General features: G+C 67.0%; 17 protein-coding genes. 12 read left to right on the top strand and 5 right to left on the bottom strand.

Features of this window, described 5'->3' with window-relative positions; genetic code table 11:
* The first annotated feature begins 2 nt into the window (after positions 1-2).
* The 3 genes from pheT to METLW3_RS0105300 are packed head-to-tail and all read left to right on the top strand — an operon-like array spanning position 3 to position 4,532.
* Complete coding sequence (pheT, locus tag METLW3_RS0105310) at positions 3-2,426, top strand: phenylalanine--tRNA ligase subunit beta (protein ID WP_024878931.1); 2,424 nt, start codon at positions 3-5, stop codon at positions 2,424-2,426.
* A gap of 11 nt (positions 2,427-2,437) precedes the next feature.
* The gene (locus tag METLW3_RS0105305) at positions 2,438-2,725 is read left to right on the top strand and encodes a hypothetical protein (protein ID WP_036308664.1); all 288 of its coding nucleotides are present in this window, start codon (positions 2,438-2,440) and stop codon (positions 2,723-2,725) included.
* A gap of 31 nt (positions 2,726-2,756) precedes the next feature.
* Positions 2,757-4,532, top strand: coding sequence for an FAD-dependent oxidoreductase (locus tag METLW3_RS0105300; protein WP_024878929.1), 1,776 nt, complete (start codon positions 2,757-2,759; stop codon positions 4,530-4,532).
* Positions 4,533-4,539: 7 nt separating this feature from the next.
* Here the strand turns inward: METLW3_RS0105300 and METLW3_RS0105295 are convergent, their stop codons facing one another.
* Positions 4,540-5,517, bottom strand: coding sequence for a beta-ketoacyl-ACP synthase III (locus METLW3_RS0105295; protein WP_024878928.1), 978 nt, complete (start codon positions 5,515-5,517; stop codon positions 4,540-4,542).
* A 211-nt stretch (positions 5,518-5,728) separates the two neighbouring features.
* Between METLW3_RS0105295 and rimO the strand changes: the two genes are divergently transcribed.
* A complete protein-coding gene (gene rimO / locus METLW3_RS0105290; protein WP_036309297.1) occupies positions 5,729-7,087 on the top strand; it encodes a 30S ribosomal protein S12 methylthiotransferase RimO in 1,359 nt (452 codons plus the stop codon).
* Here rimO and METLW3_RS0105285 read toward each other — a convergent pair whose 3' ends face one another.
* Entirely contained in the window at positions 7,088-8,449 is a 1,362-nt protein-coding gene (locus tag METLW3_RS0105285; protein ID WP_198022745.1) for an SRPBCC family protein, read from the bottom strand.
* Positions 8,450-8,630: 181 nt separating this feature from the next.
* On the opposite strand from METLW3_RS0105285, the gene METLW3_RS0105280 reads away from it, so the two are divergent.
* Entirely contained in the window at positions 8,631-8,894 is a 264-nt protein-coding gene (locus METLW3_RS0105280) for a hypothetical protein (protein WP_024878925.1), read from the top strand.
* Here METLW3_RS0105280 and METLW3_RS0105275 read toward each other — a convergent pair.
* Both METLW3_RS0105275 and METLW3_RS0105270 read right to left on the bottom strand, forming a co-directional pair.
* Positions 8,859-9,482, bottom strand: a complete 624-nt coding sequence (locus tag METLW3_RS0105275; RefSeq protein ID WP_024878924.1) for a nicotinate-nucleotide adenylyltransferase — start codon at positions 9,480-9,482, stop codon at positions 8,859-8,861. The genes METLW3_RS0105280 and METLW3_RS0105275 overlap by 36 nt on opposite strands.
* Positions 9,483-9,699: 217 nt before the next feature.
* Complete coding sequence (locus METLW3_RS0105270) at positions 9,700-10,992, bottom strand: glutamate-5-semialdehyde dehydrogenase (protein ID WP_024878923.1); 1,293 nt, start codon at positions 10,990-10,992, stop codon at positions 9,700-9,702.
* Positions 10,993-11,238: 246 nt separating this feature from the next.
* Between METLW3_RS0105270 and gmd the strand changes: the two genes are divergently transcribed.
* The 7 genes from gmd to serA all read left to right on the top strand — a co-directional run bounded on the left by gmd (position 11,239) and on the right by serA (position 19,381).
* Positions 11,239-12,228 carry a GDP-mannose 4,6-dehydratase gene (gene gmd, locus METLW3_RS0105265; protein ID WP_024878922.1) on the top strand — a complete coding sequence of 330 codons (990 nt, stop codon included), beginning with the start codon at positions 11,239-11,241 and terminating at the stop codon, positions 12,226-12,228.
* Positions 12,225-13,214, top strand: coding sequence for an NAD-dependent epimerase/dehydratase family protein (locus tag METLW3_RS0105260; protein ID WP_024878921.1), 990 nt, complete (start codon positions 12,225-12,227; stop codon positions 13,212-13,214). Before gmd ends, METLW3_RS0105260 begins: the two co-directional genes overlap by 4 nt.
* Positions 13,211-14,620, top strand: a complete 1,410-nt coding sequence (locus METLW3_RS0105255) for a glycosyltransferase family 1 protein (RefSeq protein WP_245267230.1) — start codon at positions 13,211-13,213, stop codon at positions 14,618-14,620. Before METLW3_RS0105260 ends, METLW3_RS0105255 begins: the two co-directional genes overlap by 4 nt.
* A gap of 170 nt (positions 14,621-14,790) precedes the next feature.
* Positions 14,791-15,339, top strand: coding sequence for a hypothetical protein (locus tag METLW3_RS0105250; protein WP_024878919.1), 549 nt, complete (start codon positions 14,791-14,793; stop codon positions 15,337-15,339).
* A gap of 137 nt (positions 15,340-15,476) precedes the next feature.
* Entirely contained in the window at positions 15,477-16,325 is an 849-nt protein-coding gene (locus METLW3_RS0105245; RefSeq protein WP_024878918.1) for an outer membrane beta-barrel protein, read from the top strand.
* A 194-nt stretch (positions 16,326-16,519) separates the two neighbouring features.
* A complete protein-coding gene (locus METLW3_RS0105240) occupies positions 16,520-17,692 on the top strand; it encodes a phosphoserine transaminase (protein ID WP_024878917.1) in 1,173 nt (390 codons plus the stop codon).
* 102 nt (positions 17,693-17,794) lie between these two features.
* Complete coding sequence (gene serA, locus METLW3_RS0105235; protein ID WP_024878916.1) at positions 17,795-19,381, top strand: phosphoglycerate dehydrogenase; 1,587 nt, start codon at positions 17,795-17,797, stop codon at positions 19,379-19,381.
* Positions 19,382-19,611: 230 nt separating this feature from the next.
* On the opposite strand, the gene METLW3_RS0105230 is transcribed toward serA, so the two are convergent.
* Complete coding sequence (locus METLW3_RS0105230; RefSeq protein WP_024878915.1) at positions 19,612-19,794, bottom strand: hypothetical protein; 183 nt, start codon at positions 19,792-19,794, stop codon at positions 19,612-19,614.
* Positions 19,795-19,962 lie beyond the last annotated feature (168 nt).

The following is a 19,962-nucleotide window of genomic DNA, read 5'->3' as shown; positions in this document are numbered from 1 at the left end:
GAATGAAACTCACACTCTCCTGGCTCAAAGACCATCTCGAGACGAGCGCCTCGCTCGAGCAAGTCGTCGAAACTCTGACGCGCATCGGCCTCGAGGTCGAGCATCTGCACGATCCCGCCGCGCAGCTGAAGGATTTCCGCATCGCGCATGTGATCGACGCCAAGCCCCATCCCAACGCCGATCGCCTGCGCGTCTGCATGGTCGATACGGGCGAAGGCGCGCCGGTGCAGGTCGTCTGCGGCGCGCCCAATGCCCGCACGGGATTGAAGACCGTCTTCTCCGCGCCGGGAACCTATATTCCGGCCAAGAAGATCACGCTCGGCAAGGGCGTCATCCGCGGCGTCGAATCGCTCGGCATGCTGTGCTCGGCCGCCGAGCTGGAACTCTCCAACGATCACGACGGCATCATCGAGCTGCCAGAGGACGCCCCCATCGGCGCGGTCTACGCGCAATGGGCAGGGCTCGACGATCCGGTCATAGAGATCAATCTTACGCCCAACCGCTCCGACGCCGCCGGCATTTACGGCATTGCGCGCGATCTCGCCGCCGCGGGCCTCGGAACGCTGAAGACGCCGGCGGTCGAGACGCTCGAGGGCGGCTTCGCCATTCCGCAGCGCGTCACGCTCGATTTCGTGGATGCGGACGAGCATCTCGCGCCGCTCTTCGCGCTGCGTCTGGTGCGCGGCGTGAAGAATGGCCCGAGCCCGGCCTGGTTGCAGGATCGCCTGCGCGCCATCGGCCTGCGCCCGATCAATGCGCTCGTCGATATCACCAATTATCTGACCTTCGACCGCGCGCGTCCGCTGCATGTCTTCGACGCGAAGAAGGTGGCCGGCGATCTCGTGGTGCGCCGCGCCCGCGCCGGCGAGGAGCTGCTCGCGCTCGACGGCAAGACCTATAGACTCGATGCCGACATGGTCGTCATCGCCGATGACAAAGGCCCCGAATCTCTCGCTGGCGTCATGGGCGGCGAGCATTCCGGCTGCTCCGACGACACGACGGACGTGCTGATCGAGACCGCGCTGTGGGATCCGGCCAATATCGCCCATACGGGGCGCAAGCTCGGCATCTCCACCGACGCCCGCTATCGTTTCGAGCGCGGCGTCGATCCGGCCTTCGCTCTGCCCGGCCTCGAGCTGGCGACGAAACTGGTGCTGGAATTCTGCGGCGGCGAGGCTTCGGATGTCGCCATTTGCGGCTCGGCGGAAACGCCGACGCGCCAGCTGCGCTTCCCCTGGAGCGAGACGAAGCGCCTCACCGGCCTCAACGTCTCGAAAGACGAATCGACCGCCATACTCACGCGCCTCGGCTTCACTGTCGAAGCGGCGGGCGAGGACGCGCTGGTGGGCGTCCCCAGCTGGCGCCCGGACATTGAAGGCAAGGCCGATCTCGTCGAGGAGATCGCCCGCATCGCCGGCTTCGACACCATCGCCGCCGCGCCGCTGCCGCGCAACGCCGGCGTGACCGAGCCGGTTCTCACTCTGCTGCAGAAGCGCACGCGCGCGGCGCGGCGCGCGCTGGCGGCGCGTGGGCTCGTCGAGGCCGTCACCTGGTCCTTCGTCTCCAAGGAGCAGGCGCAGGCTTTCGGCGGCGGCGACGACAATCGCCTCGCCCTCGCCAATCCGATCGCCGCCGAGCTCTCCGACATGCGACCGAGCCTGCTGCCCGGCCTCGTCACCGCCGCCGGCCGCAACGCCGCGCGCGGCTTTCCCGATGTCGCGCTGTTCGAGGTCGGGCAAATCTTCCTCGGCGAGGATGAGAAGGGCCAGAAGATCGCCGCCACGGGCCTGCGCCGCGGCTTCGCTCTGCCCTCGGGCGCTGGCCGCCATTGGTCGGGCAAGGAGCGCGCGGTCGGCGTCTTCGATGTGAAGGCGGACGCCCTCGCGCTGCTGCAGACGCTCGGCGTCGCCACGGGCGGCTTGCAGATCGTCGCCGGCGGGCCTTCCTGGCTCCATCCGGGCCGCTCGGCAACGCTGCAATTCGGCCCCAAGGCGGTCATCGGCCATTTCGGCGAATTGCATCCGCGCGTGCTGCAGGCGCTCGACGTCGAGGGGCCGATCGCCGCATTCGAGATTATTCTCGACGCGCTTCCGGCGCCCAAGGCCAAGCCCACCAAGGCCAAGGCGAAATTGGAGCTCTCCGATCTCCAGCCGGTCTCGCGCGATTTCGCCTTTCTGCTGGATCGCGGCCAGCCGGCCGGCGATCTCATTCGCGCCGTGCAGGGCGCCGATCGCGCGCTGATCACCGATGTCAGCGTCTTCGACATTTATGAAGGGCCGGGCGTGCCGGAGGGCAAGAAATCGGTCGGCGTCGCCGTGCGGCTGCAGCCCCGCGACAAAACGCTCACCGATGTGGAGATCGAGGCGCTCGCCCACAAAATTGTCACAGAGGCGGGCAAGAAAACGGGCGCCCAACTCAGAGGATGACGATGCTTCGCATGATTCGCTTCGTCTTCATTGCTTGCCTCGCCGGTTCTTGCCTCGCCGCCGGCGCCGCGGCGGCCGAACCGCGCAACATAGGCGATTGCGAGCAGATACAGGCCGCGGACGCCTATAATCGGTGCCTGGCCTCCTTCGGCCCGGCGGCCCATGCGCGCAACAGCCATTCCGCGCTCTCCTTCGCGCCGGAGGAGCAGGTCCCGCATAGCGTCAAGCGCTCCGCCGCTTGGAGCGAGCGGGGCCATCGCGGGCGCTTGCGCATGATGTTCACGCCCGGCGGCCGCTGACGCCGCCGCCGGCGAGGGAGGAGCGAGACCAATGGCTCGAGCGCCCTTCCCCGACGGCATAGCGCGACGCGATTTTCTCAATGGCCTGCTGATCGCCGCGGGCGGCGCCGTTTTGCGCAGCGTTCCCGCGCGCGCATTCGCGGGCGGGACCTGCGACGGGCCGATCGGCCTCGATCCGCGCGCTCTGCGCGGCGGCAATCTTCCCTCCGTCTTCGCCGTCTCGCATTGGCTGCGCGACGGTCGCCTGACATTCGAGAAAGGCTCCGTCTCGCTCGCGCCGGGATGCGACGAGAGCGCCGGAACTTTTCCCGTTCTCGATGCGAACGGAAGCTTCGACGCCATCATCATCGGCGGCGGCCTTTCCGGCCTCTCCGCCGCGCATCATCTGCTGCGCGAGCGCCCGCGCGCGCGCCTGCTGATCCTCGAGGCGGCGCCTGTCCTCGGCGGCAACGCCGGCCGTGACGACGCCCCGCCCCTCCCCGGCCCGGCCTCCACCGCCGGCGCCTATGGAGCCGCGCCTTCCGCCGATTGGCTCGCGCAATTCTACCGCGCCATCGACGTCGATTGGCTGGCGCAGAGCGTCCCCGGCCCGGAGAGCAGCTTCTACTTCGATGAATTCGCGCCCGGCCTCGGCGGCGCGCGCGGCTGGAACATAGACACATTCGAGCGCGGCGCCGCGCATCTCCCCTATGACACGCGCCTTCGCGAAGATTTCGCCCGCGCTTTCGCGGCGATCCGCGCGCTCGGCGAAAAAGGCCTCGCCGATCCGGCCGATGAGAGCGATCCCGCGCTCGACGATCTCTCGAGCGTCAGCCTCGCGCAGCATCTCGAGACGACGCTCGGCTGCGACGCGATCGTCTCGCGCTTTTTCACCGCCTATACGCTGACCGCTTTCGGCGGAACAGCAGCGCAGGTGAACGCTCACAGCGCCATCACATTCTTGTCGAGCGAGCTGACCCGCGGCTCGGTCTTCACCTATCCGGGCGGAACGTCGGAAATCGCGCGGCGCATTTCGCGCCGACTGGCGCAGAGCGAGACTCCGCCGCATTTCGAAACCAACGCCACGGCGCTACGGATCGAGGTGACGGCGCGTGGCGCGAACGTCGTCTATTTCCAGGATGGCCGCTTTCATCGAATCTTCGGCGAGCGGACCATCCTCGCCGCGCCGGCGCAGAGCGCGCGCCATCTCGTCGCGCATCTTTCCGACGCCGCGCGCAAAGCGGCCTGGACGCAATTCCATGCGGCGCCGCTCGTCACCGCCAATGTGGTGTTGCGCCACGCGGCGCCCTTGGCGCAGCTCGGGCTCGGTTACAGTCAGAGCTGGTGGGGCGGCCGGCATTTCGTCAATTACATCGTCGCCGATTGGATGAGCGACACGCGCGCCGATCCGCAGCGGCAAACGACGCTCACCTTCTATGGCGGCTGCGACGCGCCGCTCGACGCTCTCGCCGAAGCGCGCATGAAGCTGATGCACACACCCTTTTCCGATTACGAAGACTCGCTCCGCGCCGATCTGTCACGGCTGATGCGCGGCGCGGATTTCGATTTCGATCGCGACGTTCGCGCGCTCTTCCTCTATCGCTGGGGGCACAGCATGTTGCGGCCGCCGCCGAATTTCCTCTTCGGCGCGACGCGAGACGCGAGCGGAAAGCTCGACCGCGCGCAGGCGCCGCGACGCATCGCCTGCGCGCCTTTGGGGCCGATCGTTTTCGCGGGCCAGCATGTCGAAGGCGCCCCATCTATCGAGAGCGCGATCGGCTCCGGCCGCCGCGCCGCGCTGCAAGCGCTGGAGACGGCCCCACGCTGAAAGCGCCTCACCAGCGCAGCACGGCGCCGCCCCAGGTCATTCCGGCGCCGATCGCCATCATGGCGATCACATCGCCTTTCTTCAGCCGGCCGGCGCGATTGGCCTCGTCCAGCGTGATCGGCATGGAGGCGCTCGAGGTGTTGCCGAAGCGGGAAATATTCATCCAGCATTTCTCGAGCGGCACGCCGAGCTGCGCCAGCGACGCCTCTATGATGCGGGCGTTGGCCTGATGCGCGATGACGTGATCCACATCCTTCGCCTCGAGGCCGGCCATGGCCAGCGCCTCGGTCACGATCTCCGGCAATAGGCGCAGCGCGACCTTATAGACCTCGCGGCCGCGCATTTTGATCTTATGCGCCTCCCCCGGCGTCGGCCCGTCCTGACGCGGATCATAGGCGCGCGGAATGCCGAGAATGCCGGTCATGGTCCCGTCGGTGCGCAGGCTGGTGGAGAGCAGGCCGCGGCCCTCCTCTTCGCCCGGCCCCAGCACCATGGCGCCGGCGGCGTCGCCGAACAGCACGCAGGTCTCGCGATTGGTCCAATCGACGACGCGGCTCAGCGTCTCCGCCCCGACGACCAGGGCCCGGCGGACCTTGCCAGTCTTGATGAACTGATCGGCGATGGAGAGCGCATAGAGCGAGCCGGCGCAGGCGGCCGAGACATCGAAGGCGAAAGCGTTCTCGGCCCCGATCTTGGCCTGCAGAAAGGCGGCGCAGGCGGGCGTCTGAGCGTCGCCGGTCACGGTGGCGACGATGATGAGGTCCAGCTCGCGCGGATCGACGCCGGCGAGCTCCAGCGCGTTTTTCGCCGCGGCGGCGGCCATATCGGAGGTGGATTCGCCCGGCGCGGCGATGCGCCGCTCCTCGATCCCGGTGCGGCTGACGATCCAGGCGCCATTGGTCGCGACCATTTTCTCGAGGTCGGCGTTGGTCAGAACCTTCGCGGGGGCGTAGGATCCGGTTCCGAGTATGACGGTTCTGAGCAACGGCGTGCAGCCTCTTCCTTCTGACCCCGGGCGGACGTGCGCCGCTGGGGAAACCTCATGCCTAGCAGGGATCGGCGAGGCGCGAACCTTAAAATTCGTTAATCCCCAAGCCTAGCTCGAGATTGGCCCAGCTCGAGTTCGGCCGAGTTCACGTTTCGATCCGCGCCGGGGGCGATTGCCACGGCGCGCGCGCCATGGCAAGCCTTCGCCCATGCAGAACGTCCCCGCCGACCCGCCCGCGCCCGCCAAAGAGGCGCCGCGCGTCTCCTTCGTCTCGCTCGGCTGCCCCAAGGCGCTCGTCGACAGCGAGCGCATTCTCACGCGCCTGCGCGCCGAAGGCTATGAGCTTTCGCGCACCCATGCGGGGGCCGATGTCGTCGTCGTGAACACCTGTGGCTTTCTGGACAGCGCCAAGGCCGAGTCGCTGGAGGCGATCGGCGCGGCGCTGAAGGAGAATGGCAAGGTCGTCGTCACCGGCTGCATGGGCGCCGAGCCGCAGGCGATCACCGAGCGCTTCCCCGACGTTCTCGCGATCACAGGCCCGCAGGCCTATGAGAGCGTGGTCGAGGCCGTCCACGCCGCCGCCGCGCCGAGCCATGATCCGTTTCTCGATCTCGTGCCCGAGCAGGGCGTCAAGCTCACGCCGCGCCATTACGCCTATCTCAAAATCTCGGAAGGCTGCGACAATAGCTGCTCCTTCTGCATCATTCCGCATCTGCGCGGCTCGCTGGCCTCGCGACCGGCCGGCGAGGTGCTGCGCGAGGCCGAGAGGCTGGTGAAGGCGGGCGTCAAGGAGCTGCTCGTCATCTCGCAGGACACCAGCGCCTATGGCCGCGATCTGCGCTATTCCGAGAGCCAATGGGGCGACCGCAGCGTGCGCGCGCGCTTTTTGGACCTCACACGCGAGCTGGGCTCGCTCGGGGCCTGGGTGCGGCTACATTATGTCTATCCCTATCCGCATGTGGACGAGGTCGTCGAGCTGATGGCGCAGGGCAATATCCTGCCCTATCTCGACATTCCTTTTCAGCACGCCGCCCCTTCCGTGCTGAAGGCGATGAAGCGCCCCGCCAATGAGGAGAAGACGCTGGAGCGGATAAAGGCGTGGCGGCGCATCTGCCCCGATCTCGCGCTGCGCTCCACTTTCATCGTCGGCTTCCCCGGCGAGACGGAGGAGGATTTCGCCTATCTGCTCGATTGGCTGGAGGAGGCGGAGATCGACCGCGCCGGCGCCTTCCGCTACGAGCCCGTGGCCGGCGCGCCGGCCAATGATCTGCCGCTCGACGCCATCCCGGCCGAGGTAAAGGACCAGCGCTGGAAGCGCTTCATGGAGCGCCAGCAGAAGGTGAGCGCCCGCCTGCTGAAGCGCAAGATCGGCAAGCGCCTGCAAGTTCTGGTGGACGAGCCCGGCGGCGGCGCCACAGGCCTCGCACGCGGACGCAGCAAGGCGGATGCGCCGCAGATCGACGGAACGGTTCACATCTCCTCGCGCCGCCCGCTGCGCGCCGGCGACATTGTGACGGTGAAGATCGACCGCGCCGACGCCTATGATCTCTATGGCGCGGCGGTGTGACTATTCGGTGGTCGAAGCGTCGGCATCGCTCTGCAAGGCCGCCGTCGCCGTCGGCAGAAAATATTGCGCCGCTCCGGCATAGACGATGAACGTCGCGACGAGCGCGGCCAGCGTCGTCGCCGATTGGCCGCGCGTCATCGGCTCCAGCTGCAGGTCGAGCGGCTCGGCCGTTTTCAGATCATAGATCCAGACGGCGACGATCAGGGCCAAGTCGACGCCGAGGTCGCTCTCGCTTTCGCATGCGAGCAAGGAAAATACGATCGCCGCAGATATGGCGGATTTGATCAGCAGCCGCGCCGCGCGCCCGCGGGCGAGAGCGTCGGCGACCTTGCGGCCGTCGAGCATTCCGACCGGCGCGAGGTTGAACAGGTTCATCGAAACCGAAACGCCCAGAAAAACGACCACGGAAAAGCCGACGAGCGACGTCGAGTCGCCGCTTCCGGACCGAGCGGCGTGTAGCCCCCAATGCGCGAGCGGCGTCAGCGGCAGGACGACCAATGCGGAAATCGCGGGCCCGGCCAGCGCGATCATCGCTTGTTCGTAGCGGCTCGACACGGCGCGCGCGCCGAACGTCGCTCCGCCAAAGAACGGAATGAGAACAACGCTCGCATCGCTATGGCCGAACCAGCGCATGGCGAGAAAATGCCCATATTCGTGAATGAGAATCGAAAGCTCGACGCAGACGGCGACGAGCACGCAGAGCCAGCCGATATTCGGATTGTTGACGCCGACGACGAGCGTGGTGGCCGCGACGGCGGCCACGGCGAGCCAGGCCGCGCCTTTTTTCCCGACCAGCGGCTGCGCGCGCGGCGCCTCGCGGTCCTCGCAATGCGCGCGCAAATGGTCGAGGGCCTGCCGATAGAGGCGCGCGGTCGAAAGATAGCCGAAGACGCCTCTCACCGGCTGGTCGATCTCGAATTCCAGCTGCGTCGCGCCGCCCGCTTCCGCGAAGCGCGTGCGCGCCCGCACCATATCGGCCGCGCCGACGGCGGCTCCGTCGATCGTCTCATATTCGATCTCGAACCGCTCGCATCGTCTCATGCCGACGACGCGCGAAATCAGGGTCCTCGTCTTGCCCGACCGTCCGCCGAGTCCGACGACGGCCTTGTGCCGAAGCGGCTCTCCCTCGAGAAATGTCTGCTCGAGGACCAGCGGGAACGCGCCGGGCGGCGAGGGCTCGAGGATGAAGGCGGACCAGACCCGCTCGACAGGCGCCGCGATCGAGACGCCATGACGGAACACGCGCCGTCCCAAACGCGCGCGAAACATGATCCACCACGCCGAGAATGCGAGGAACAGCCAGACCACGGCGCCCGAAGCGCCGTGCAGAAATTCCGACCCGGCCAGCAAATCATCGAACATGAACGCCTCCGCAATGCGAAAAATGAATGGCCGCGGCGCGCTCCGATTCGGGCCGCCTCGAGCGGAGCCGATGATTTCGCGGCGCAATCGCGCGCGCAAGACGAAAAATATCCGTTGCGATCCCCGGCCTATGGCGTCATTCGTTCCGCCGGTCCTATAATGCACGCACAGGAGGGCCGATATGACAGAAGAACCCCCGAAGGACCACATCCCGCGTCTTCTCGCCAGCCGTCAGCTGATGTTCTTCACGGCGGTCATCCTCGCATTGTGGGTGTTCGTCACCTTCTTCTTCCGCAATCCGTATCAGCAGGCGGTCGAGTTCGGCTATTACGACAGTCACCCTTATGACGAAGGCACGGTCTGGACTTATGTGCTGGTCGTGGTGCCGATGATCGGCCTAGGGGCCGCTCTACTCTGGTGGCAGCGCCGCAGCGCCGGCAAATAATCTCGCGCTGCGCAGCGCGGTGGAGGACTGCGCGACGCGCGGCGCATGCAGATAGACGAAAGCCGGCGGCGGCATGTCGGCGAGCAACGCCGCCGCGCTCTCCGGCAGGCGCGCGGACGCAAAGCGTTGCGCCGCTTTGGCCGAGGCGGCGCGAAATGTCGCGCCCGGCCGATCGACGATGGCGATCGGCGTCGTGCGCGCGATCTCCTGCCAATCGCGCCAGCGGTGGAATTGCAGCAGATTATCCGCGCCCATGATCCAGACGAAGCGCACGCCCGGACAGCGCCGATGCAGAAAACGCAGCGTGTCCGCTGTATAGCGCGCGCCGATCTCCGCCTCGAGCCCCGTGACGATGATGCGCGGATCGCGAGCGATATTCTGCGCCGCGGCGATGCGCTGCGCCAGAGACGGCAGGCCGGCGGTCTCCTTCAGCGGATTGCCGGGCGTCACCAGCCACCAGAGGCGACCGAGCGCCAGCCTCTGCAACGCCACCTGCGAGACATGGGCATGGCCTTCATGCGGCGGATCGAAAGAGCCGCCGAAGAGGCCGATGCGCATCCCCGGCGCGTGAGGCGGCAAATGGATCATCGCACGATCTTCGAAAGTTCGCGCTTCCTTCTCCCACTTGTGGGAGAAGGTGGCCTCGCGAAGCGAGGTCGGATGAGGGTCCTCGCGGCCACAGCATTCTTTGGGACCAACTCGGCTCGCATGCGGAAAACCTCGGCGACCCTCATCCGACCCGACTGCGTCGGGCCACCTTCTCCCACAAGTGGGAGAAGGGAGCGCGCACGACGATTCCGCGCGCTCATCCTCTGACCTGCCCGGCGCCGTGCACGCGATATTTGAACGAGGTGAGCTGCTCCACCCCCACCGGCCCGCGTGCATGCATGCGGCCCGTCGCTATGCCGATCTCGGCGCCGAAGCCGAACTCGCCGCCATCGGCGAATTGCGTCGAGGCGTTGTGCAGCACGATCGCCGAATCCACCTCCGCCATGAAGCGCCGCGCCACATCCCCATTCTGCGTGATGATGCAATCTGTGTGATGCGAGCCGTAAGTCTCTATATGCGCGATCGCCGCCTCCAGCCCATCGACGATGCGGACGGCGATAATGGCGTCGAGATATTCGGCGCGCCAATCCTCCTCGCTCGCCGGCAGCACGCGCGCGTCGACATCCTGCGTCGCGTCGTCGCCGCGCACCTCGCAGCCGGCGTCGAGCAGCATCTTCACCAGCGGCGAAAGATGCGTGGCCGCGCAGGCGCGATCGACCAGCAGCGTCTCGGCGGCGCCGCAAATTCCGGTGCGACGGAGCTTGGCGTTCAGCAAGATGCGTTTCGCCATGTCGAGATCGGCTTGCGCGTGGACGAAGACATGAACAATGCCCTCGAGATGCGCGAAGACCGGCACGCGCGCCTCATGCTGCACACGCGCGACGAGGCTCTTGCCGCCGCGCGGCACGATGACGTCGACATTGCCGTCCAGCCCGGCCAGCATGGCGCCGACGGCGGCGCGATCGGCGATGGGGACCAACGAGATCGCCGCTTCCGGCAGGCCGGCGGCGACGAGGCCGGCGACGAGACAGGCGTGAATCGCGCGCGAGGAGCGCAGGCTCTCCGAGCCGCCGCGCAGAATGGCGGCATTGCCGGCCTTGAGGCAGAGGCCGCCGGCGTCGGCGGTGACATTGGGCCGGCTCTCGTAAATCACCCCGATGACGCCGAGCGGCGTCGCCACACGCTCGATGAGGAGGCCATTGGGGCGCTCGAAGGAAGCCAGCAGCCGGCCGACGGGATCGGCCAGCTCGGCGATCTCCTCGAGGCCGCGCGCCATCGCCTCGACGCGCGCGGGATCGAGCGTCAGCCGATCGAGATAAGAGGCGACCGTGCCGCGCGCTTTCGCCTCCGCGACATCGAGCGCATTGGCGGCGAGCAGCTCCGGCATGCGTCGGCGCAGCTCCGCCGCGGCCGCATGTAGAGCCGCATTCTTAGTCTCCGCCGGCGCCAGAGCGACCGCCCGCGCCGCCCGCCGGGCGCCGGCGCCGATATCGGCCATCAGCGCGCCCAACTCTCGCTCGTCCGTCGCCAATGCTTCCGCCTGCGCCATTTTCTTCGCCTCTTTCGCTGCTCGCTTGCGCTATCATGAATCGGCTCGTCCCTGAAAGAGAGCGCCGCGAGCCGCCAAAAGCCGTGAGACTTGCCTTCGGGCTAGGCCTTTTGTAAGACGCGTGCGCTCGTCGCCACGGCTCTCTTCCACGGGCCGAATCGCCGGCCCCCGCCCGACGCCGCGTCCAAGACGCAGGCGATGCGACGTTCCCGGGCGCGCGGAGCCGGCCGCTATGAGGTTCTTCGCATGACGAAACGCGCGCTGCTGACGGGCATTACCGGACAGGATGGGGCCTATCTCGCACAGCTTCTGCTCGGCAAAGGGTATGAAGTCTATGGCGTGATCCGCCGCTCCTCGCATCGCGGCGTCGAGGACCATCGCCTGCGCTGGCTCGGCGTCGCCAATGACGTGCAGCTGCTCGACGGCGATCTCGGCGATCTCTCCAGCCTGCTGCGCATCGTCCAGGAGGTGAAGCCCGACGAGGTCTACAATCTCGCCGCGCAATCCTTCGTCGCCTCCTCTTGGCGCCAGCCCATTCTCACCGCCAATATCACCGCCGTCGCCGTCGCCAATGTGCTCGAGGCGCTGCGGCTCGGCGCCCCCGGCGCGCGCTTCTATCAGGCCTCCTCCTCCGAGATGTACGGCCTCATTCAGGAGCCGATGCAGAGCGAGAAGACGCCCTTCTATCCGCGCTCGCCTTACGCCGTCGCCAAGCTCTACGGCCATTGGATCACGGTCAATTACCGCGAGAGCTTCGGCATGCACGCCTCCTCGGGCATTCTCTTCAATCATGAGAGCCCGCTGCGCGGCATAGAATTCGTCACCCGCAAGGTGACGGATAGCGTGGCGCGCATAAAGCTCGGCCTCGCCAAGGAGCTTCGCCTCGGCAACATAGACGCCAAGCGCGACTGGGGCCATGCGCGCGATTATGTGCGGGCCATGTGGCTGATGCTGCAGCAGGAGACGCCGGACGATTATGTGGTGGCGACGGGCGTCACCACCACAGTGCGCGACATGTGCCGCATCGCTTTCGCCCATGCGGGCCTCGACATGGAGGCGCATGTGGTGATCGATCCGAAATTCTACCGCCCGGCGGAGGTCGATATTCTGCTCGGCGACTCGAGCAAAGCGCGCAAGGCGCTGGGCTGGGCGCCCGAGACCTCGCTCGACCAGCTCATCCGCGAGATGGTCGACGCCGATCTCGAGCGGCTGAAGCAGGATTCGGCGACACGATGAGCGTGGAACCCGCGTCCACGGCCCGCTACGAACGCATATTGGTGACCGGCGGCTCCGGCTTCGTCGGACGCTATGTGCTGGAGGCGCTGGCGCGCGCCTATCCCGCGGCGCATCGCATGTCGCTGGCGCGGCCGGGCGAGCCGGCGCCAGATCAGCGCTGGACCCCGATCGCCTTCGATCTGCTCGACGCCGAGGCGGTCGACGCCGCCATCGCGCAGGCGCGGCCCGATCTCGTCATTCATCTCGCCGCGCAAGCCTCGGCCGCGCAATCCTTTTTGGCGGCGGAAGAGACTTGGCGCGTCAATTTCGACGGCGCGTTCAATCTCGCCTCGGCGCTCGCGCGCCACGCGCCTGCGGCCGTCCTGCTCTTCGCCTCCACCGCCGATGTCTATGGCGCGAGCCTCGTCGAGGGCCCTGCGCATGAGGATATGATCCCGCGGCCGCTCAGCGTCTACGCCCGCTCCAAGCTGGCGGCGGAGTCGATGCTGGCGGATGTTCTGCCGCAGACGGCGCGGCTCATCGTGGCGCGCCCCTTCAGCCATATCGGCCCGGGGCAGGACAAGCGTTTCGCCGTCGCCTCCTTCGCCGCGCAGATCGTCGAGATCGAGAGGGGACGCGCCGAGCCGCGCCTCTCGGTCGGCGATCTATCCGTGCAGCGCGATTTTCTGGACGTGCGCGACGTCGTCGACGCCTATCTGCGGCTCATCGCCGCCGCGCCCGATCTTCCCGCACGCAATGTCTTCGACATCGCCTCGGGCGAGACGCGCCCGCTCGCGTCCCTGGTCGAAAAGATGCGCGCGCTGGCGCGCCGCGATTTCGAGATCGTGGTCGATCCCGATAGGCTGCGGCCGGCCGATATTCCGATCGCCAGATGCGCCGCCGGCAAGATGCGCGCGGCGACCGGCTGGAGCCCGCGCAGAACGATCGACGAGACGCTCGTCGATCTGCTCGATCATTGGCGCGCGGCCGTAGAAGCGACGAAATGACCAGCGAACGCGAGCGGCGTCTCGAGGAACGCAATCGCCTGCTCGAGCATCAGCTCGATTTTCTGCGCGCCGAGCTTCTGCATCTCGTCCATGAGCGCGAGAAAAACGTGTATTCCGCCGCTTGGCTGATCTTCCGGCCGTTGCGCCGTTTCGAGGCGGCGCTCGTCGATGCGGCGACGCCGCTGCTGCGAATATTCTCACGCGAGACCGCGGCGCCCGCGGTCGAGTCCGCCGCCATGGAGCCCGCCGCTCAGGGCGAGACGCAAAAGCCGCGACGGCTGCTGGTCGATGTGACCGCGACGGCGCGGCGGGACGCCGGCACCGGCATACAGCGCGTCGTCAAGAAGATCACGCAGGGGCTCTATCGCGATCCGGCGCTTCCCATTCCCGTGATCGCCGTGCGCTGCGAGGGCGGCCGGCTCTTCACCTGCGAGGCTTTCGTCGCCGCCCTCATCGGCGGCGCAGCCGGCCCGGATCGCGAAATAGAGATAGAGCCGGGCGACCGCTTCTTCATGCTCTCGGACAGCTGGAACGCTTTCGAGGAGTTTCAGCCTGTCTTCTCTCGCATTCGCGCCGGCGGCGGCGAGATCGTCACCTGCATTTTCGATCTCATCCCCGTCCTCTATCCGCACGCTTGCCATGAGGTGACGCCGCCCCGCTACGAGGCATGGCTGCGCCGGGCGCTGCTCGAGAGCGACGCCTTTCTCGCCATCTCGCGCACAGTCGCCGAGGAGCTGGCGGATTTCGTGGAAGAGACGGGACTGCCGCATCGACCCGGCCTTTCGATCGGCTGGTTCCATTGCGGCTCGGATATCGCCGATGGCGCGCCGGCCGCGCCGCGGCAGCAGATCGCCGCCGCAGCAGCGGGCGACGCCATGTTTCTGAGCGTCGGCACGGTGGAGCCGCGAAAGGGCCACCGTGTCGCCCTGCAGGCTTTCGAGGCGCTCTGGCGCGAGGGCCGCGATGCGCGGCTGGTTTTCGTCGGACGGCGCGGCTGGTTCGAGGAGGCGATCGCCGCCGAGATCCGCGGCCATGCCGAATTCGGGCGACGCCTCTTCTGGTTCGACGATATCGGCGACGCCGAGCTCGCCTTTCTCTACGACAAAAGCGCGGCGGCGCTCGTCCCGTCCTATGCGGAGGGGTTCGGCCTGCCGATCGCCGAGGCCGCGCGTCGCGGCCGGCCGGTGATCTGCAGCGACATTCCCGTGTTCCGCGAGGTCGGCGGCGCCGGCGCCCTCTATTTCCGCGTCAATGATCCGGCCGCTCTCGCCGAGCGCATTCGGGAGCTGCTCGACGGAAGGGCGACGGGCGATCCCTCCGCCGTCAGCCGCGTAAGCTGGGCGGAGGCGGCGCATCGCGTCGCGCAGGTGATCGCGACCGAAGACTGGACGCGCTCCCTGCCCTGAGCCCCGCCCGTACGGCCATTGTTCCGCCGCGCCGAAAAGCATGATAGAGACGCGGCTGCGGCGGCGGCGCCTGCGGCTCTCTCGAACCGCAGGCTTCGCCGCTTTTGTGCAAAGCGGGGGCGCAGGTCGCGACCTTCCGCCGACGAGGCTCCAACCCGATAGGCCGTCAAATGTCGATCTCGCCGTCCATCAGCCTGCCGCCGACGCCCAAGGCGCTCCTCGATCTCATCAAGCTCGAGGCCGGGCCGGCCCCTCTGCCCGACTCGCGGCAGGCGCTGTGGATCAGCATCGCCGCCTATTTTCTGACCGAGGTGGGCGGCCAATTGGTGAGCGCCGAAATTCCTCCCTCGGTCGCCTACGGCCTGGTGAGCGCCGCCCTGCTGGCCGCGTTGACCTTCGGCGCGCTGCTGCTGACCGGAACGCGCGAGCGCTTTCAGCAGACGCTGATCGCCCTCACCTCCACGGGCGCGGTCATCGGCCTCGTATCCTTCGTGCTGACGCTCGCAGTGGCGCAGATATTTCCGCCGCCGATGCCGGCCCTGAAGCTCGTCGGCTTCGTGCTGTTTCCGCTGGTGCTGTGGAAGTTCACCGTATTCCTGTGGATCTATCGTCACGCCGGGATGCGCTTCATTCCGGCCTTCGCGCTGGGCGCGATCTATCTCGGCTTCATTCTGCTGATCCTGTCGCCGCTGCTGACGCGCCTCTTCAATCTCATTTGACAGGCTGGAGCGCCGCCGTGGCGACAGGCCCGCGGCGGCGCTCATTAAGTAACAATTAAGCATAATCACTTACTCATCGTTCATCACCCGCGTCGCGGCCCGATTCAGGCCGCCCGGCGCGTAGCGAGGATGAACCAATGAGATTTTCCGGTTCCTGCGCCGGGGCGGGGCTGTTCGTGGCGGCTCTGGGCCTTTTGTCCGCCGGCTCCGCCGTCGCCGCGGATATGCCTTTCTTCTCACCGCCCGAGCAGGAATACCAGCCCGTCGAGCTGGGAACCGGCTGGTATTTGCGCGGCGACATCGCCGCGGCGCGCACGCCCGTGCTGAACATAGACGGGGCCGTGACGGCGAATAATTTCGTCAACAACTGGTCGGCCGGCATCGGCTTCGGCTATCGCTACAATAGCTGGCTGCGCACCGACGTCACCGCCGATTATCAGCCGCTCTACAGCCGGTCGGGCGCCTCCTATGTCTCGACGCCCTGCCAGACCGGCGCGGTGGGCACGCCAGCCGGCGGCCCCTACACCGACTCCATCGCCATCGCCACCGACTGTTTCCCCTATTCGCAGAGCCGCGGAACCGCTTCGGTCTTCCTCGGCAATGTCTATATCGATCTCGGCACATGGGGCGGACTAACGCCCTATATCGGGGCCGGCGCGGGCGTCGATGTGCTGTTCCAGAAGGCCCAGGTGCAATGGTACATGGGCAATCTCGTTCCCTATGCCGGAACGACCTGGACCGACCCCTACACGCTCGGCACCTATATGGCCAATTGGGACCGCAGCTACTCCAACACCTATCTGAAATTCGCTTATGCCTTCATGGGCGGCTTCGCCTATGACATCACCGATCATTGGTCTGTCGACATCGGCTATCGCTATCTCAATCTGGGCTCGATCTCGGGCAAGGACGCGCTCGGCGTCAGCCATACCCGCAAGCTCGACATTCAGCAGGTACGGCTCGGCTTCCGCTATCTGATCGACTGAGGATCGCCGCCGCCGCCGCAACCGGCCCCCACGACTGGCCCCTCCCGGCGGCGGCCCTCCCTTCGCGAAAAGCTCCCCGCCGCGCTCGACCGGCTATCCCCCGCCCCGCCACAGCTCGCGCCCGACTTGACGCGAAGACGTGTTGCGCGTAGCGCAGGCTCCGAAAATCCATGCCCCGGGGAGGCAGCACAAAAATGCCCATCCAAAAGCCCGGCGTGAAGCCGGCCGATCCGCGTTTCTCTTCAGGTCCTTGCTCCAAGCGTCCCGGCTGGACGCTGGACGCGCTCGCGGGCGCGGCTCTCGGCCGCTCGCATCGCTCCCCGGCCGGCAAGGCGAAGCTGAAGGAAGCCATCGATCTGACGCGCGAGGTGCTGCGCGTGCCGGCGAGCCATCGCATCGCCATCGTCCCCGCCTCGGACACCGGCGCCGTCGAAATGGCGCTGTGGTCGATGATCGGCGCGCGCGGCGTCGATGTCGCCGCCTGGGAGAGCTTCAGCGCGGATTGGGTCACGGACATCATCGAGCAGCTGAAGCCGGGCGCCGCCCGCAGCTTCGTCGCCCCCTTCGGCGAATTGCCCGACCTGTCGAAGATAAACTTCGACAATGATTTCGTCTTCGCCTGGAACGGCACCACCGCCGGCGTGCGCGTGCAGAACGCGGATTTCATCCCCGCCGACCGCAAGGGCCTGACCATCTGCGACGCGACCTCGGCCGCCTTCGCGCAGCCGCTCGAATTCGACAAGCTCGATGTCGTCACCTACTCCTGGCAGAAGGTGATGGGCGGCGAGGCGGCCCATGGCATGCTCATCCTCTCGCCGCGCGCCGTGGAGCGGCTCGAGAGCTATACGCCCGCTTGGCCGCTGCCGAAGATTTTCCGCCTCACCAAGAACGGCAAGCTCGTGGAGAGCATTTTCGAGGGCGATACGATCAACACGCCCTCCATGCTCTGCGTCGAGGATTATCTCGATACGCTGAAATGGGCCAAATCGATCGGCGGGCTCGACGCGCTTTTCGCGCGCGCCAACGCCAACGCCAAAGTGGTGCATGACTGGGTCGAGAAAACGCCCTGGTTCACCCATCTCGCCCAGGATCCGGCGACGCGCTCCAACACCGGCGTCTGCCTCGTTTTCGCCGATCCCGCCGTCGCCGCCCTGCCGCGCGCCGAGCAATCGGCGCTCGCCGCGCGCATCGTCGGCCTCGTCGAAAAAGAAGGCGCGGGCTTCGACTTCGGCGCCTATCGCGACGCCCCGCCCGGCCTGCGCATCTGGTGCGGCGCCACGGTGGAGGCCAGCGACGTGGCCGCGCTGACGCAATGGATCGACTGGGCCTATGCCGAGGCGGCGGCGCAATCGGCCAAAGCGGCTTGAGACGAAGGCCGCTCGTCACGATCTAGGGGAAAGGGACGGCCGCCGCGCGAGCGCGGCGCCGAAGGGGGCGAAATCTCGGGCTCGGCCCGAGGGAGGCCCTTCATGCCCAAACGCGTGCTCGTCTCCGACGCGCTGTCGCCTGCCGCTCTCGAGCTTTTCCGCTCCCGCGAGATCGAGGCCGACTATCGGCCAGAGCTCGGCAAGGAGCCGAGCAAGCTCGCCGCCGCCATCGGCGCCTATGATGGACTCGCCCTTCGCTCGACGACGCAAATCGACAAAGCGCTGCTCGCGCGGGCCGAGCGGCTGAAGGTCGTCGGCCGCGCCGGCGTCGGCGTGGACAATGTCGATGTGGCCGCAGCGACGGCGCGCGGCGTGATCGTGATGAACACGCCCTTCGGCAATTCCATCACCACCGCCGAGCATACGATGGCGCTGATGCTGGCGCTCGCCCGTCAGATTCCCGCCGCCGACGCCTCCACCCGCGCCGGAAAATGGGAGAAGAGCAAATTCATGGGCGTCGAGCTCGCCGGCAAGACGCTCGGCGTCATCGGCTGCGGCAATGTCGGCGCCAATGTCGCGACGCGCGCGGCCGGCTTTTCCATGCGCGTCATCGCCTATGATCCCTTCCTCACCGAGGAGCGCGCCATAAAGTTGGGCGTCGAGCCGGTCGATCTCGAGCAGCTGCTGGCGCGCGCCGATTTCATCACGCTGCACACGCCGCTCACCGCCAAGACGCGCGATCTGCTGAATGCGCAATCGTTGAAGAAGACCAAGCGCGGCGTGCGCATCGTCAATTGCGCGCGCGGCGGGCTGCTCGACGAGGCGGCGCTGGTCGCCGCGCTGGACGAGGGCCATGTCGCCGGCGCCGCGCTCGATGTGTTCGAGACCGAGCCGGCGCGCGAAAATCCGCTGTTCTTACGCCCGAATGTGGTCTGCACGCCGCATCTCGGCGCTTCGACGATCGAGGCGCAGGAGAAGGTCGCCGTGCAGATCGCCGAGCAAATGTCGGATTTTTTGACTCGCGGCGCGATTGTGAACGCGGTCAACTTTCCCTCGATCGGCGCCGAGGAGGCGCCCCGACTCGCGCCTTTCGTCGATCTCGCCGAAAAGCTCGGCTCCTTCCTCGGTCAGGCGACGGAATCGCCGATCGAGCGCATCTCCGTCGCCTATGAGGGCGCGGCGGCGCAACGCAATTTGGCGGCGATGACGGCGGCCGTCGTCGCCGGCGTGCTGCGGCCGGCGCTGGCCGAGGTCAATCTCGTCTCGGCGCTCGCCATCGCCAAGGAGCGCGCGATCACAGTCGATGAGGCGACGCGCTCCGGCGAGAGCGATTATGATTCGCTGATCGCAATATCGGTGAAGACGCGCGACGGAGAGCGGACGCTCGCAGGCTCGCTGTTCCATGACGGGCGGCCGCGAATCGTCGTCGCCGATGGCGTGCGCGTGGAATCGGAATTTTCCGAGCGGATGATCTTCGTCTCGAATGCCGACAGGCCCGGCTTCATCGGGCGTTTCGCCGGGCTGCTCGGCGCGGCCGGCGTGAACATAGCCACTTGCGCGCTGGGGCGCGATCGGCCCGGCGGCTGCGCCGTGGCCATTGTCGCGATCGATGAGCCCGCGCCGCGCGAGACGATACGCGAAATCGCAGCGCTTCCCGGCGTGCGCTTCGCGTCCGCGCTCCAATTTTGAGCTGCAATTCGAGGGGGGATCGGCGAGGCCGCAGGCGGCGCGCTCGCGGGCGGGGAGATCTTTCTCCCCGGCGCCTCCTCGTCCCCCTCACTCCGCCCCTTTGTCGCGACAATGGGGCGGAGGAGGCGGAATCGAGTGGCGACTTTTAACAGTCGGCGATCAACGCCATGCCGTGGGCTCCGCGAAAAGGGTCGGCGAAGCCGCAGACGAAAGGCGAAGGATCGTCGTTATTACTGAATCATCTTCACGGTGCGGCCGACGCCCGGGTCGCTGCCATTGCCCGTGCCGTTGGTGCCGGCCGGCGAAATCCAGTCCGGAACCTTCGTCAGCGCGATGATGACGAAGGCAACGATGCCGACCATCCACAGAACGGTTTTGCCGATCTCAGCGCTGCTGTGTCCGATTGTTGACATGTGACGATCCTCCGAATGTTGGTGCTTTATTTTGTTTTTTTGCACTTGATGCACGACAAAGCGTCGCATCGGCGTCAGCCTACACCAACTCTTTTCGAGACACAATGCGGCATGTGCGCGCGCGACAAAATTAGTCAGGCCGGGGAAAAGGAAGCGTGAGCGCGACGC

The sequence above is a fragment of the Methylosinus sp. LW3 genome (assembly GCF_000527115.1).
GTDB lineage: Bacteria > Pseudomonadota > Alphaproteobacteria > Rhizobiales > Beijerinckiaceae > Methylosinus.
Note: the sequence above shows the minus strand (reverse complement) of the source record. Positions and strands in the feature narration are given on the sequence as shown.